The 15460-nt window shown below is 45.2% G+C and carries 16 protein-coding genes; 11 read left to right on the top strand and 5 right to left on the bottom strand.

Features of this window, described 5'->3' with window-relative positions; translation table 11 throughout:
- Nucleotides 1-13: 13 nt before the first annotated feature.
- A complete protein-coding gene (locus ACFO4O_RS17040) occupies nucleotides 14-4114 on the top strand; it encodes a PilC/PilY family type IV pilus protein (RefSeq protein ID WP_382410729.1) in 4101 nt (1366 codons plus the stop codon).
- A gap of 82 nt (nucleotides 4115-4196) precedes the next feature.
- Entirely contained in the window at nucleotides 4197-4700 is a 504-nt protein-coding gene (locus tag ACFO4O_RS17035; RefSeq protein ID WP_382410727.1) for a type IV pilin protein, read from the top strand.
- A gap of 106 nt (nucleotides 4701-4806) precedes the next feature.
- Here the strand turns inward: ACFO4O_RS17035 and ACFO4O_RS17030 are convergent, their stop codons facing one another.
- A complete protein-coding gene (locus tag ACFO4O_RS17030) occupies nucleotides 4807-5376 on the bottom strand; it encodes a GspH/FimT family pseudopilin (RefSeq protein WP_382410725.1) in 570 nt (189 codons plus the stop codon).
- Between the two features lie 138 nt (nucleotides 5377-5514).
- Between ACFO4O_RS17030 and nadE the strand changes: the two genes are divergently transcribed.
- Complete coding sequence (gene nadE / locus ACFO4O_RS17025; protein ID WP_382410723.1) at nucleotides 5515-6345, top strand: ammonia-dependent NAD(+) synthetase; 831 nt, start codon at nucleotides 5515-5517, stop codon at nucleotides 6343-6345.
- A 4-nt stretch (nucleotides 6346-6349) separates the two neighbouring features.
- Nucleotides 6350-6691 (top strand): P-II family nitrogen regulator, encoded by a 342-nt coding sequence (locus ACFO4O_RS17020; RefSeq protein ID WP_382410721.1) that lies wholly within the window; start codon nucleotides 6350-6352, stop codon nucleotides 6689-6691.
- 28 nt (nucleotides 6692-6719) lie between these two features.
- On the opposite strand, the gene ACFO4O_RS17015 is transcribed toward ACFO4O_RS17020, so the two are convergent.
- The gene (locus tag ACFO4O_RS17015; protein WP_382410719.1) at nucleotides 6720-7205 is read right to left on the bottom strand and encodes an FKBP-type peptidyl-prolyl cis-trans isomerase; all 486 of its coding nucleotides are present in this window, start codon (nucleotides 7203-7205) and stop codon (nucleotides 6720-6722) included.
- Nucleotides 7206-7251: 46 nt separating this feature from the next.
- Nucleotides 7252-8235, bottom strand: a complete 984-nt coding sequence (gene ygfZ, locus ACFO4O_RS17010) for a tRNA-modifying protein YgfZ (RefSeq protein ID WP_382410717.1) — start codon at nucleotides 8233-8235, stop codon at nucleotides 7252-7254.
- Between the two features lie 192 nt (nucleotides 8236-8427).
- Here ygfZ and ACFO4O_RS17005 point away from each other — a divergent pair, with 192 nt between their 5' ends.
- Genes ACFO4O_RS17005 through ACFO4O_RS16995 form a run of 3 tightly spaced genes read left to right on the top strand, consistent with a single transcriptional unit; the run spans nucleotide 8428 to nucleotide 10104 of the window.
- The gene (locus ACFO4O_RS17005) at nucleotides 8428-8688 is read left to right on the top strand and encodes an FAD assembly factor SdhE (protein ID WP_382410715.1); all 261 of its coding nucleotides are present in this window, start codon (nucleotides 8428-8430) and stop codon (nucleotides 8686-8688) included.
- 18 nt (nucleotides 8689-8706) lie between these two features.
- A complete protein-coding gene (locus tag ACFO4O_RS17000; protein ID WP_382410713.1) occupies nucleotides 8707-9195 on the top strand; it encodes a hypothetical protein in 489 nt (162 codons plus the stop codon).
- A 9-nt stretch (nucleotides 9196-9204) separates the two neighbouring features.
- Nucleotides 9205-10104, top strand: coding sequence for a MaoC/PaaZ C-terminal domain-containing protein (locus ACFO4O_RS16995; RefSeq protein ID WP_382410711.1), 900 nt, complete (start codon nucleotides 9205-9207; stop codon nucleotides 10102-10104).
- A 16-nt stretch (nucleotides 10105-10120) separates the two neighbouring features.
- Here ACFO4O_RS16995 and ACFO4O_RS16990 read toward each other — a convergent pair whose 3' ends face one another.
- Nucleotides 10121-10450 (bottom strand): hypothetical protein, encoded by a 330-nt coding sequence (locus ACFO4O_RS16990; RefSeq protein ID WP_382410709.1) that lies wholly within the window; start codon nucleotides 10448-10450, stop codon nucleotides 10121-10123.
- 138 nt (nucleotides 10451-10588) lie between these two features.
- A complete protein-coding gene (nadB, locus tag ACFO4O_RS16985; RefSeq protein ID WP_382410707.1) occupies nucleotides 10589-12187 on the bottom strand; it encodes an L-aspartate oxidase in 1599 nt (532 codons plus the stop codon).
- Nucleotides 12188-12374: 187 nt separating this feature from the next.
- Here nadB and rpoE point away from each other — a divergent pair, with 187 nt between their 5' ends.
- The 4 genes from rpoE to ACFO4O_RS16965 all read left to right on the top strand — a co-directional run bounded on the left by rpoE (nucleotide 12375) and on the right by ACFO4O_RS16965 (nucleotide 15406).
- The gene (gene rpoE / locus ACFO4O_RS16980) at nucleotides 12375-12953 is read left to right on the top strand and encodes an RNA polymerase sigma factor RpoE (protein ID WP_382410705.1); all 579 of its coding nucleotides are present in this window, start codon (nucleotides 12375-12377) and stop codon (nucleotides 12951-12953) included.
- Between the two features lie 118 nt (nucleotides 12954-13071).
- Complete coding sequence (locus tag ACFO4O_RS16975) at nucleotides 13072-13674, top strand: sigma-E factor negative regulatory protein (RefSeq protein WP_382410703.1); 603 nt, start codon at nucleotides 13072-13074, stop codon at nucleotides 13672-13674.
- A 5-nt stretch (nucleotides 13675-13679) separates the two neighbouring features.
- On the top strand, nucleotides 13680-14873 hold the full coding sequence (locus tag ACFO4O_RS16970) for a MucB/RseB C-terminal domain-containing protein (RefSeq protein ID WP_382410701.1): 1194 nt from the start codon (nucleotides 13680-13682) through the stop codon (nucleotides 14871-14873).
- Between the two features lie 53 nt (nucleotides 14874-14926).
- Nucleotides 14927-15406: a SoxR reducing system RseC family protein gene (locus ACFO4O_RS16965; protein ID WP_382410699.1), complete on the top strand. Its 480-nt coding sequence runs from the start codon at nucleotides 14927-14929 to the stop codon at nucleotides 15404-15406.
- The last annotated feature ends 54 nt before the right edge of the window (nucleotides 15407-15460 follow it).

Below are 15460 nucleotides of genomic sequence, written 5' to 3'. Positions count from 1 at the left end.
TTGGAGTAGTACTATGCATATCAAAAAACTCACCCTTGCTTTAAGCGCCTTCTCGTTAAGTTTTCTGGTTAACTTGAGTGCCTTCGGCGACGATTTAGAAATATACCTAGGCACCAACACTTCTCAATTTACATTCAAACCGAATGTTTTATTTATCATGGACACGTCTGGCAGTATGAATAAAAAAGACGGCACTCCATTTTCGCGAATGCAGCGTGTTCAAGCAGCTCTTAATAAGGCACTTTCAGAGGCGACTAATATCAACGCCGGATTGATGCGCTTTTCTGATTTTGGTGGGCCGGTGCTCTTTCCTATCACCGATATAGACCAACCGATACCGCCAGAAATTATTTTAAATACAAGAGAGTCCGGTGATGACGCAGAACAGCCTAACAATTCGGTTGATATCAACAACGATATACTGAAACTCACCAACGGCAGCGGTAAAACACTTACGGGCCTGCGCTTTCAAGATTTAAATATTCCTCAGGGCGCGACCATCACCCAAGCTTACTTACGCTTTACCAGCTCAAAAATTGATACAGACGTAAGCGATATTCTAATTCGTGCAGAAGACAAGGGTAATTCTCCTATATTTGAACAGAGCAATAAAAACATCTCAAATCGAACGCTTACGTCATCTTTTTTGCTATGGGACCAAGATAACAATTTCCCTGTAGACAAAGAGGTGATAACCACCCCTGATTTTGCAAACGTTGTTCAGGAGGTCATCAGTCGTTCAGATTGGTGTGGTGGCAATGCGCTGAGTCTTATCATTGAAGGCGATAGTAATTCTTCTGGCAGCGCACGCCATGTGTATAGCAGTGACAAAGGTGAAAGCTCTTCGCCACAACTCGTAATTAGCTACGACGATAGCTCAGCAACTGGATGTATATCTGGAGAACCAGTATATCAACTTGACAGCCAAGCCGACAACGCAGAAGAAGCGAATAATGGTGAAAACAATACAGGTAACCAACTTAACTTTCGCACTAGCAGTAACAACAATATAGGTTTGCGATTCACTAACGTTAACATTCCTAATGGCGCAACTATTTCTAAGGCGTATGTTACGTTCACCAGTGCGGCTAACCAAGGCACAAATAATTCGAAGATGACTATCCGCGGCGTTGCCGAGGATGACGTTGCTCCTTTTGATATTCTTGAAAAAGACCATTTACAAAATAAACCGAAGACAGGCGCGTCGTTGAATTGGTCTAACATTGGCTATCAAGCAAAAGATTCTGAATTTAGCAGTCCAGATATCAGTAATGTAATACAGGAAATAGTTAACCGCAGTGGCTGGACGCCACGCAGTGATTTAGCGCTTGTTATGTCAGATTTTCATAGTGATGGGGTAGCCGCTTACACAGTAAACGGCAGCGGAAGTGGGGCTGCGAAGCTTCATATTGAGTTCAGCGGTAATGCAACCCCGGGTAATTCATCTACTGTACGGGATTACTTAATAAGCCGAGTAAATGAGTTAACAACCAATGGCTATACACCCATTGTTGATACCCTTTATGAGGCTACTCGCTACTATGGTGGGTTAAGCGTTGATTACGGGCTCAAGCGCGGCGAGCCGGGTATTGAGGCGATAGTGCGCCGTAGCACTCGCGTGAGTCACCGTGATTCATATGTAGGTAGCAATGCTGTGCGCCCCTTTGGCTGTTCAGACATTAATTTAAGCAGCAACAACTGTGTGGACGAATATATCCCCACAGGCGCGACCTATATATCACCGGTACAAAATCTGCAGTGTCAAGTTAACAACCACATCGTAATTTTGTCTGACGGGCGCGCCAATAATAATCATAGCCAAGGTAAAATTGCGACCTTGCTAGGAGCGCCATGCACAGGTTCAGGTGGTGAAGAGTGTGGAGTAGATCTTGCGAGCAACATCTCTAAAAAAGAAACCTCGGTCATCGACAGGGTCATTCAAACTCATACCATTGGGTTTGCTGCCGACACCGTTGCCAACACCTTTTTGCAAGACTTAGCACAAGCAGGCGGCGGAAGTTGGTATAAGGCTGACAACAGTGAACAATTGCTTGAAGCATTTACGACTATTTTAAGTGAAGTTAAAAATGCAAACACAACCTTTGTATCACCGGGCGTTGCAGTTAATCAGCTCAATCGCTTAACTAACAAAGAGGATTTGTATTTTGCCTTATTTAGACCGGAAGAAGGGCAGCGCTGGCCGGGTAATTTGAAAAAATATAAAATCAAAGGCAATACGGTATTAGATGCCGCGAGTAAGCCTGCGGTTAACACTACAACTGGCTTCTTTGACGAAAAGTCGCAAAGTATCTGGTCAACCGAAGTTGATGGAAACGATGTGAGAAAAGGCGGCGCTGCCTCCAAGCTCGATTTGGTTAGACAGCTTTATGTATTTGGTGATGCGCCAAATAGCAGTATTGCTTTAGAGGCGAATAAATTTAATGAAACCAATTCGTCAATAACCATTAACGATTTGAGCATAAGCACCGAACCGGACTCTGCAACCCTGCGTGAAAACTTATTAAAATGGGCCAGAGGCGTGGACGTTTTTGATGAAGATGGTGACGGTGAACGCACCGACATCAATTTTATGATGGGCGACCCCATCCACTCGCAACCTATTATAGTGAATTATTCATCGACTGAATCCGCGGTATTTGTGGCAACCAATCATGGATTTTTACACTCTTTTGATGCAGATACTGGCGAAGAAAATTTTGCAATTATGCCTCGCGAACTCTTAGGTAATTTGCATAAGTTTTACGAAAACCGCTCAAGCTTTAGTCATGTTTACGGCCTTGACGGCGACCTAGTCTATCGTGAAGCTAACGGTAAAAAATACTTATACTTGGGTATGCGCCGCGGAGGGAACAACTATTACGCTTTTGACGTAACGTCTAAAACTGCGCCTAAGTTAGTATTTAAGATTGACGGCGGCTCAACAGGCTTTGAAAACCTAGGTCAAACTTGGTCTCGTCCAATCATTACCAAAGTTAAGATTGGTGGAACCGTAAAAGACGTTATTATTATTGGCGGTGGCTACGACGAAGACCAGGATAATAGGCAGTCGCGCGCCCCCGATAGCATTGGTAACAGTGTTTACATGATAGATGCTGATACAGGCGCAAAACTTTGGGAAGCAAGCGACACCTCAGGCAACTTGCAGTTAGCAGATATGAAATATTCAATTCCGGCACGTATATCGGTGATTGACCGCAATAACGACGGGCTTGCTGATCACATGTATGTAGCAGATACCGGCGGGCAGTTGTTCCGACTCGATATTTACAACGGGAATGGGGTAGGTACCTTAGTTAAAGGTAAGTTGTTGGCTAGCCTTGGTGGTGATGCTGCTGCGGATAATCGCCGTTTCTATTACGGTCCTGATGTGGCTGAAGTTGTTTTAGGAGATGAGCAATATTTTGCCGTTGCTCTAGGTTCGGGCTTCCGCGCAGGACCGCTTAATACAACAATTAACGACAACTTCTATATGATTAAAGATAAGGGTACGTTTATACAGAATTCGTTGGGCGAATACAGTTTCCCGGCAACGACTGTAGACCTGACAAAACTTTATGATGCGACCGATCATTTATCAACAACCGGCACGTCGGCCGAACAAGCGCTAGCGAGTCAGGCATTTGTTGATAAAGACGGCTGGTATATTCGCCTTACTTCAGGCGGTGAGAAGGTACTATCTAGCCCTCTAATTATCGATTATAAAATTTTGTTCACCACTTATGTGCCAGCGGCAAGTAGTTCAAGTTTATGTGCTCCGCCCTCTGGTAATAGCCGTGCTTATTTAGTGAATTTGTTTAATGCGAACGCGGTGACAGATTTGAACAATAATAATGATAAGGATAAAGGCGATAGATTCTCTACGCTAGAGCAAACCGGTATTGCACCTCCACCAACCTTTATTTTTGGCGGCGGTGGCGGCGAAGATAAAAGCATATGCTTTGGCGCTGAATGCGCAGACCCTGAGCCGCCAGAAGATGAGAACGGGAATGTGGTTCCTTGCGCAGGCGATTTCCAATGCCTTATGCAGGAGATTTTCGGCGGCATTGAGCGCGTACAAAAAGACACATGGAAGACCGAAGTTGAGCGCAATTAAGCCATAATTGAGCACAGCAATAGTAAATAGACGAGGCGGCCTAGGTCGCCTCTATTGTCTTCAATAGTTAGAGAGTAATAGCATGTACAATACAGTTCAAAGCATAAAACACAGCTCAAAATGTAGCACTAAAAACAAGGGCTTCACCCTTGTTGAACTTATGATAGTGGTCGCCATTATTGGGATTATTGCAGCCATTGCCTACCCTAGTTATCAAGGCATGATCGCATCAAGCGCTCGTGGGGCGGCACAATCTGATTTAATGGCCTTTGCAAGCGCCTTAGAAAGACACAGTGCCTCTAACTTTACCTATGCAGGCGCAGCCGCTGGGGGTGGAGACACCGGTGCACCGGCTATTTTTTCTGCACATTCCCCGGCGTCTGAAGACTTTGCGAACCGCAGGTACGACTTGGAAATCGTAACGGTTGGTGCGAATGGATTAACCTTTGAGATCACCGCTACGCCAGTAACTGGGACGGTGGTTGAGGGTGACGGCACACTGCATTTATTTAGTGATGGACGCAAGGGCTGGGATAGAAACGGCGATGGCAACATCGCTGCGGGCGAATTTTGCTGGAGCTGTTAAATTTCTGCTTTGGCTGTAAGCTAACAATGAGCGTCCGACATACAATATGAGATAACAAAAACGCCGCAATGATGCGGCGTTTTTGTTTTAGTCTTTAGATACCTTATTACGGACAGCTTATGGCTGCGCCCGATGCTATTTCAACGACGCCGTCGTTATTGTTATCAACAGCAACGCGCGTTCTGCCTTGTAAACTCACAAGCAGCGCTCGGGCAAATGTCGCGTCGTTTGAGTTTGGGCAAATCGTTATTTCAGCCGCTGCCGAGGCTGCACCCGAGTCGAAAAACACAATAGAATTCTCTGAAGAGGTCATGGTGTTAGTCGCTGAAATAGACTGAGAACTTAGCAGAAGTGGTTCATCAGCGTCATCTCTTGTGCCATTTGCATTGTCATCTATGAAAACCATCTTAGGTGAATCCCAATCATTTGTGCAGGCCAAAAAGTCTGATGTAGGGCACACAATAGTATTGGTTTGCTCGTCAATAGCGGTAAACCGAGCAAACTGCAACAAGCCGCTCATTTCATTTATCTCGGCGGTGATCTTGTTTCTCGTTAGTATCGACTGAATATTTGGCGCGACGAGCGTCAATATGATTGCCGCGATTGCCAGCGTTATTAGCATTTCTAGCAATGTCACGCCTCGTTGACGTTTTTTAGCTCTTAAATCATTTATCACTTCAAACCCCCATTTGTAGCGAGTACACTATACATGAACTACATCGCCCCATAGGTATGATTAAATTAAAGTACTTAGTTTAACGTATACCTAGCATAAGTCACTCATCTGATTCATTTTTTATAGGAGCATCTTGCTTTGAAACAACAAATTATTGAAGAGATGCGAGTACAGCCGGAAATTGACCCGGCTTTTGAAGTGGCTCGTCGCGTCTCATTTATCAAACAGCAGCTTGTGTCTTCTGGTTTAAAGACCCTTGTTTTGGGTATTAGTGGCGGCATTGATTCATGTACTTTAGGTCGTTTGGCGCAGCTGGCAGTTAATGAGCTTAATCAAAGCGCTGGTGATTATCAGTTTATCGCGGTCCGATTGCCTTACGGCGAGCAAGCCGATGAGGCCGATGCACAGCTATCTATTGATTTTATACAGCCCTCATTATCAGTAACAGCAAATGTCAAAGATGCCGCAGATGCTATTCATAGCAGTGCGCGAGGGGCACTTGTAAAAGCCGGCGCATACAGCGCAGATGAAAGCCTCGACGACTTTGTTAAAGGTAATGCAAAAGCGCGTTCTCGTATGGCGGTGCAGTATGACATTGCAGGACTTACAAAAGGCTTAGTGCTGGGCACTGATCATTCGGCTGAAAATATTACCGGCTTTTATACTAAATATGGCGATGGTGCATGCGATCTTGCACCTTTATTTGGTTTGAGTAAACGTCAGGTTCGTCAATTGGCGAGCTTTTTAGGCGCCCCTGAAAAGGTAATTACTAAAGCGCCAACCGCCGATTTAGAAAGCTTAAATCCGCAGCTAGCAGACGAAGCCTCTCTAGGCTTGAGTTATGATCAAATTGACGATTTTCTCGAGAACAAGAGCAGCGATAAAGCAGTTGATGAAAAGCTTATTGGTATTTATTTGAAAACACAACACAAACGCATTCCAATTCCAACCATTTACGATAATGAGTAATTAAATGAAAAAGATTGAAGCAATCCTTAAACCGTTTAAGTTGGATGACGTTCGAGAAAGTTTATCGGGTATGGGAATATCTGGCCTTACTATTACCGAAGTAAAGGGATTTGGGCGACAAAAAGGGCATACTGAACTTTATCGAGGTGCTGAATATAAAGTAGATTTCTTACCCAAAATAAAAGTTGAGCTTGTGGTGAGTGACGATTTGGTAGACCGCGTTGTTGAGGCCATCACCGAATCCGCTCGAACCGGCAAAATAGGCGACGGCAAGATATTTGTGTTTGATGTACAACAAGCGGTGCGCATTCGCACAGGAGAACAAAACGAGGACGCTTTAAGCTAAGCGTCCTGCTTGCCAATAAAGCTAATGCCTAGTGCTGGTGACCACAGCCGCCAGCGCCATGCACGTGACCGTGCTCGAGCTCTTCATCGGTGGCCGCTCTTACGTCTTCTATCGATACGTCAAATACTAGTGTATGGCCCGACAGCGGGTGATTGCCATCTACGGTGACGTGTTGTTCATCTTTGTCGATAATGATCACAGACTGTTCACCGTCGTCGGTAGTGGCCCTGAAGCTCATTCCTACCTCAACATCCATACCTTCAAACATGTTGAGAGGGACTTTTTGAATTAACTGTTCATGACGCTCACCATAAGCCTTTTCAGGCCCAACGGTAACTTCAAATGCATCGCCCTTTTGTTTGCCATAAAGTGCTTCTTCTAACCCTGCAATCATGTAGTTGCTGCCCTGAATAAAGGCAAGAGGCTCTGAGTCGGTTGACGAATCTATATCGTCGCCTTCGGCTGTTTTTACGGTGTAGTGAATGGTAACCACATTGTTGTCGGCTATAAGCATTAAGTTTCCCTGTAAGGTTATTTAAAAATGGGCACTTCGGTGAGTTCTATTCAAGCGCATAGGGCAGCGGCATGACTCTGAATTCACTCAGTGATGTTTTCAAGCGTAGCACATCATCAACCTCGGTGTCATTTGGCAACACGGCTAACAACAGAGTGGCTTCGCCTTTAGGCGCTGCGCTATTGATAACCGTACCGGCCTTTCGCCAATTTTCACCAACGGGTTTTTCCAGTATATCTGAGGCGCTGATGTTCATTGCGTGCTTGTCTGTCTCAGATTGAGTTTCGACACTATCTTTGGTGTTAATGGCTTGGAGTATGTACAAGGCTCGCTTGTTTTTGCCTAAAAATTTAGTGCGAGCGACCACTTCCTGACCCATATAACATCCTTTATTGAAGTCAATGCCGTTAAGAGCCTGCAAGTTAAACATTTGTGGTACAAATTCGCCTACTGTAGCACCTTCAATAAAACCGATGCCCGCTAATATCTCTAGCTTATGCCAGAGCATGATGTCCTCCTTGGTAGAGGCACTGCGGTAAGATGCCGACAAATCCTTAAGACGCTGCGCACCATCGGGCTTAAGCCCTATTAAATAGCGCTCGCTAGTGTCGTTAAATGTGATCACCTGACCGAATTCGTTGGCGACGTGGCTAAGATGGTCACTGGCTAGATTAGGAAAGAGCGCCTGTAAATCACTTTTGAGCTCAGCACCTGCGCCGCCAAATACCGACCAGTCTTGTTCTAGTTGTGCAATATCTACCTTTGAAAATACGCCGTATTTCTTAAACTGCGTCAGACTCTCAGCAACCGCAGATTTTGGCATGAGCAAATGAAAACTGTCGTTGTATTCACTTACAATAAAGTTTGCCCACATTTTACCTTTGAAATCGCAATGCGCGCCAAAACGCGCGGTGTGCGCGTCGAAGTGTTTGGTGTCAATGGTGATTTGCCCGTGCAAATATTCTTTACACTGCTGACCGGCAATGTTGATGACGCTCAGATGCTCAAGTGCTACTAAAAATGACTTCACTATTTTTCCCAGTTCTTTTACCTGCAATACCGCTAACATGGGGCTTTGTATGCCAATTTGCAAGCTTACAAAAACTTAAATTTAATCCCTGTGTTTACATGATTCCCCCGAGCAAAAGTGCAGTGTTGAAGCGATGCATAATGTGCTACCTTTACGCTTAAATACACACATTGATGTACATGAGGATTGTAAATGTTTGAAGCAAAGCGAATTGCTAGGCTGAAATGGGCTTGTCGTCGCGGCATGTTAGAGCTCGATGTGCTGTTTTTACCGTTTGTGGAACAAGCTTTTGACGAATTATCAGAGCATCAGCAACTCACCTTTGAGCGCCTCTTAACCTGCGATGATCCTGATTTATTCGCATGGTTTATGGGACACAAACCTTGTCAAGACCCAGAGCTTAGCGAAATGGTACAGCTAGTTCTTAGCAGGGTGAAGCTCTCAGTAAACTGAGGTGGGTGAGGGCTAAAAATGGATATTTTAGTGAAGCAAACGCCTATAAATGCACAACTTATTGTGAATGTGTTAGTGGTGTTTTTGCTATTTTTAGTCAGCCTAGTTCGAATATTAAGCGCCGATATGCCTTTAATGCTAACTGCCATCTTGAGCCTCATGTGGGCTGCAATACTTGCTTATGTTGGCAGTATAATGGCTCGCAGCTGGCGGCGATGGCAAAAACAGCAGCAAGGCCAAGCATGCTTGAAAGCGCAACATTTTTTGCTGGATCATGATTCTAATACTTTGAGCGAAATTTACTGCGGTGAGCAAGACCTAAGTTATTCGATAGATGCGCGCAGCAAGGCAAACTCTTATTGCTTATGGTTGTATTTAAAACGAGCAGGAGAGGGCGATAAGGCCTCGTTTAAACGAATGTTTTTGCACCGCTGGCAACTCGACACACGAAGTTTTTGTGCGCTGCATCGACACATTAATTGGTTCATTACTGAACGCGGAGCATAAGGAGCGTACATGTTAGCAACATTGGCAAAAGCCGCCATTTACCGCCCGCCCGCGTTTGCCGCTTCATCGCTTATCATGCCTCAGCAGGTGCTAAGCCAACAACATCGTATTTTACCTGCGCATTTTGACAACTATCACCGACTAGTAAATTGGCCTGCCGCAATGCATGGGTATATGCATCCTAACTACATACAAGTGCTTACCTTGCCAATGCAGCTTAGTATGATGACGCAGTCCCCGTTTCCGTTCAAAGCACTTGGGCTGGTGCATATTGCCAATAAAATTAACGTGATAAGCCTGCCTAAAAACAGCAGCAATCTGACGCTTAATACATACTTTGGTGATGTATTTTCTCATAAACGGGGCATGGTATTTGAGCTTCATTCAGAGGCCTGCGAAAACGACGTTGTGACCATTAAAGCCACCAGCTACTACTTAGCGAGGGTGAATCAGCAAGGTATGGGCAGCGCAAAGCTATTTAGTGAGTCTGAGTTATTGTGTTCAAAGCAATCAGCCAATATAGCCAGTGAAAATGAAGACATAGGCGAGTTAGTATTTGAAGAGAACGCCGGACGCCAATATGCCAAAGCATCGGGCGATTACAACCCCATTCACTTATGGCCGCTTACCTCACGATTTTTTGGATTTAAACAAGCCATAGCACACGGCATGAATTCTCATGCTCAGTCGGTGTCGCTGGTAGCCGCCAATACACAATGCAATGTATGTGAGACAACATCAATACGGGCGGTATTTAAGCAGCCGATTTTGCTTCCGAGCAAAACGCGTTTGAGCGTATCGAAATACCCGCAAGAGCGCACGCTGCACTTTAGCCTCAACGGAGAGGCCGATAAACAGCGCAGCAATAAAACGCGGCAACACATATCAGGTGTGATTGCCCCGCTTTGAGAGTATGAATGAGTAGCTACCGGCTTAACTTTTTAGTTTTGAGAGCTCGGGTGTAAGACAGTTGAGTAAAAAACTTCAGAATAAGCGCAAGCAGCACCCCCAAAAAGACCGCGATAACTACGTTTTTGAGTAATCCTAATACCCCACTTAGCTCACTATAAGAAAGGCCTGCCCAAGTTGCGATTTGTAGGCCTACAAAAATAAGAGTGGTAAATATGTGAATATTAGTGGCAAAGAAAAACCGGAAAAAAGACATACGACGAAGGGCTAGCCATTGCTCTTGCGTTTCATCTGTCCAATTCTTTATAAAAGACAAAGATGAGATTATATGGTTGAGTATTTTCATAATTTTGTTCACATATTCTTTCATTGCACAAAACGCAAGTTAATACTACGTCGTTTCCTCGAACTCAACGTACTGTAATCCCCCTAGAAACTCGACGAGTCGTCGGTACGAGCTTTTTAAATCAACTACACATAAACATTACTGCAAGGTTTTTTCAATAACCGTTGGGCCCGACTTTGCCAGTATTTCAGGATAGTCTAAGTTGTAGTGTAGCCCGCGGCTTTCTTTTCGTTGCATGGCGCACATAACAATAAGCTGGGCTATGCATACTAAGTTACGTAGTTCGAGCATATTGTTGCTAACTTTAAAGTTACTGTAGTACTCATCTATTTCTTGTTTGAGTAAGTTAATACGCCGCATTGCTCTCTCAAGGCGTTTATTGGTGCGCACTATCCCAACGTAATCCCACATAAACAAACGTAGTTCATGCCAATTGTGCTGAATAATTACCGCCTCGTCCGAATCAATTACTCTGCTCTCATCCCATGGCTCTATTTCGCCGAGTTCATGCGGCTCATCAAAATGCTCAAAAATATGTTTTGCACACGAGTGAGCAAACACCACGCACTCAAGCAGCGAGTTGCTTGCCATGCGATTTGCGCCGTGCAAACCCGTATAGGCCACCTCGCCAATTGCATACACATTATCTAGGTTGGTGCGAGCGTCAAGGTCGGTGAGCACTCCGCCGCAGCTATAATGCGCCGCGGGCACAACAGGAATGGGCTGACGCGTAATATCTATGCCCAATGCACGGCACTTGCGATAAATATTAGGAAAGTGTTTTACGATGAAATCTGTGGGCTTGTGGCTTATATCTAAATACATGCAGTCTTCGCCTAAGCGTTTCATCTCGTAATCTATCGCGCGTGCCACAATATCTCGTGGCGCTAAATCTGCACGCTCATCAAATTTGTGCATAAAGGGCGTGCCGTCTGGGTGGCACAAAAATGCGCCTTCGCCGCGTAAAGCCTCGCTGATTAAAAAATTACCCGCATCGGGATGATACAAGCAGGTAGGATGAAACTGATTAAACTCCATATTGGCAATTTTGCAGCCCGCCCGCCATGCCATGGCAATACCGTCGCCGCTCGACACATCGGGATTTGATGTATATTGATAGACCTTGCTGGCGCCGCCGGTAGCCAAGGTAATAAAGCGGCTTCGAATAATTTCAACGCGTTCTTTTTTACGATTCCAAACATACGCGCCAATACAGCGCGAGTCTGATTTGTGTTTTTTAATTAAATCAATGGCGTTATAACGCTCAAACAAATGAATATTTGGATGACGCTTTACGTTTTCGCTCAGGGTAGACTGAACGGCTTCGCCGGTGGCGTCGGCAGCATGCAAAATGCGACGATGCGAATGTCCGCCTTCGCGCGTTAAATGAAAGCGCAAATTGCCATTTTCATCCTCTTCTTGGTCAAACGGAACGCCTCTGCCAATTAGCCACTGCATGCTCGCCTTTGCATTTTCAGCGGTAAAGCGCACAACGCTTTCGTCGCAAATACCCGCGCCAGCGTTAAGCGTATCGGCAATATGGCTCTCAATACTATCGTCGTCATCAAAAACCGCTGCAATGCCCCCTTGTGCATAACGAGTACTGCCCTCATTAATATCACTCTTGCTCAGCACAATCACATTGCAATGTTCGGCCATTTTTAAGGCTAAGCTTAAGCCGGCCGCGCCGCTGCCTATAACCAAAAGGTCGCAGCGGTGTTCGATGGTGTTTGACATATGAAAGGGAGTCCGAAGTTTTAAGGTCTACTATAGAGAACGTTAATACTAATGTTTCGGTGCAAAAATACAATTGTTCGATTATTTATATATAATTGGCCTAATAACGAACTTAATGAAAATGTGTCGGTCAATATAGACACTTGCCGGAGCCATGGTATGACATATATGAGGAGTAATGGCTTTAATGAGCGAGCAAAAAACAGATAACGAGTTGGTTAAGTTAGTGCAGCAAGGAAACAAAAATGCATTTAACTTACTGGTAATAAGACACCAAAACAAAGTGATGAATATTGTATCTCGCTACGTGAAAAACTCAGGTGATGTCGCAGATGTTACGCAAGAGGCGTTTATTAAGGCGTATCGTGCGCTTCCTAACTTTAGGGGAGACAGTGCCTTCTATACCTGGTTATACCGTATTGCAGTGAACAGTGCTAAAAACTACCTCACTTCGCAAAGCCGTAAACCGCCTGCGAGCGACGTAGATGCACAAGAGGCCGATCACTATGATGGAAGTGATGCACTTAGAGAAAACGCATCACCAGAGCGTGCATTGCTGTCTGAAGAGCTGCAGCAAAAACTTTTCGCTACTATTGAGGGTCTGCCAGACGATTTGCGTGCAGCGATTACACTGCGAGAGATTGAAGGCTTGAGTTATGAAGAAATAGCGGGCGTGATGGAATGTCCTGTTGGAACGGTTCGTTCGCGAATTTTCCGTGCTAGGGAAGCAATAGACAAAGTGATTGTGCCCTTAATTCAAAACTAATGAAACCATATTGAATTTAGGCAGTCGAAAGATTTAATTGGGTGTTTGTCGGTTTTTAGGTACACTTACAAAGCGCTCAAAAAACCAACACAATGCTTTTTAAAGCAGGAAAAGGTGTATGACACAAGAATTTGAAAACATATCTGCAATTGTTGATGGTGAAAGTGATGATTTGTCACAAAGCAATCAACTGCTTGAAGATCCCATTTTGCAGCAAAAGTGGAAGAGCTATCACTTAACGCGGGATCTATTGCGAAACGACATGTCGCAAGATATAAGTTTTGACGTAAGCGAGCAGGTAGCTGCGGCACTCGACAAAGAAATGCCCATACTAGCACCCAAACGCACATGGCGAGACCTCCCAGTTGTGTCGGCAGTGATTCCAATTGCAGGCCAGAGCGCGCAGTTAGCAATGGTGGCAAGCGTCACTGCAATGGTTATTTTTGGTTACCAAACTTATAACCAACCAGAAGTATCTCAACCGTTCGCGACAGCGCCCCCGGTAATTGGTCCTCAGGGCGGCCTAGGCTTAGTAAGTGGTGAAAGAACCAGACAAATAGCGCCGGCTGGGCAAGAACGCTACGAGCAGTTGTTGCAACAGCGCAATCAGATTAACGCGATGATTGAAGACCATGAGCGCCAGTTAATGTTTAAGCAGGTGCCAAGTCAACAGCAGCCAGAAATTAAGCGTCAAGCTAAAGATGAAGAGGCTCAGCCCTAGCCGATATGTCATTACTTGACCGACAAAACCGGTTTAAGCGCGCTTATGGCGCACTTGCCGGTTTTTTTATGCTCTTATCTTTCATGTTTCTGACGTCTATGTTTGGCGCTAACAGCCTTGCTGTTGCGCAAGCATCTAACGACATGCAAGCGCAACCTCCAGAACAAGCATCAGCGCCAGACCAAACACAAGTACCTGAACAAACGCCCGACCAAACACAAGTACTAGAACAAGCACAAGCACCAGAACAAACACAAGCAGGCCAAGACGCAGATACGCCCATATCGTTTGTCTTTGACCCACTCTCCGCTGAGTCTTGGATGAAAAGGCTCACGCATCAAGTTAAATCATTGTCGTTTGAAATTGTATATGTCGTTTCAGCAAATAAGCGCGAAACACTGCCTTATATGTGGCGGCGCGGCAAAATGCCTGATAATTCAAGTATCGAACAACTTAGCTTACTCAATGGGCCAGGCTTTGAGCAGGTGGTTCATCAGGGAAAGGTAAGTATTTTTGAACCCGGGTTTCCGCCCTACAGTGTGCAAGGAACAAGCGTTCAAGGGCCTATTCCTCAGGCCTTTGTATATGAGGGGCAGAGCTTTGCCGAAGCGTATGACGTGTTGTTAATGGGCCGTAATCGCGTTGCGGGGCGCATGGCACAACAAATAAGGGTTATTAGCAAAGATAAAACACGTTATGGCTACCATTTATGGCTCGACGAACAAACCGGTTTGCTGCTGAAAGTAGACATGTACGATTTAGACAATAGCCTACTGGAACAGATACAAGTGACGCAACTGACGGTGTCAGAAAACGTGAATCAAATCTTTGCACAGTTTTCAGTTGACCAACTACCTCAAGTTAAGGCTCGCACTACTGCCTCTGAACGAGATTTAATGTGGCGTGCAAGTTATCTGCCGCAGGGCATGAGAGTGCTCAAACAAGATGTGCATAGAATAGAGCGCACGGGTCAAATTACCGAATATATGCTGCTGTCTGACGGACTCATCGACGTGTCGGTGTACGTCTTGCCGGCTAATGCGGCAATCACCGAAGATATATCTGTTGCGTCGGGCAGTCATGCGGTTGTGTCTAAAACCGATGGACGCATACAAGTGACCGTAGTAGGAGAGATTCCGGTGCCTACCGCAGACAAAATTGCCAATTCGATTGTGATTGTGGATGACCCTAATGGCTGAGCGTTTATGCAAGTTTTGTCAGAACCAATTCAATTGTGCGGCCGGTGGTGTATATGATTGAAGAAATTGGCACGGTGGTAGGTGTTGAAGGCGAGCACGCTTGGATAGAAACCAAAGTAAAAACTACCTGCGGCAGCTGCGTTGCAAACGATAACTGCGGTACTGGCCTTGTAGCAAAGGCATTTACACCAAAACCCGAATATCTCAAAATTCCCACGCCGCACCCTCTATCTGTGGGGCAAACAGTAAAAATTGGCATTGCGGAGCAACATCTTCTGCGTGCCTCCGCATGGATGTATTTGGTGCCGGTACTAGCATTAGTACTAAGCGCCGCGGCGCTGCAAACCTTGACCAACTTAGCTGAACCGCTTGTTATTTTACTGAGTTTTTGTGCTACGTTTTTAAGCTATTGGTGGGTATCGAGAAGCCTGAAAACGATGAGCGCCCGCAAAGAGTACATGCCTGTTTTTCTCGGTGCCACCCATGAAGCAGGCCCTAGTCGCAAGTCAGAGATTTTAAGCAAAAAGCTCTAGAGCACAAGCGTGTAATGTGTATTTATAAGTCCTTAAAACGCTAACAATACTTGA

It is taken from the genome of Glaciecola siphonariae, assembly GCF_042652645.1.
Taxonomy (GTDB): domain Bacteria; phylum Pseudomonadota; class Gammaproteobacteria; order Enterobacterales; family Alteromonadaceae; genus Glaciecola; species Glaciecola siphonariae.
The sequence above is the reverse complement of the archived record's forward strand: the minus strand, read 5'-3'. Positions and strand labels throughout refer to the sequence as shown.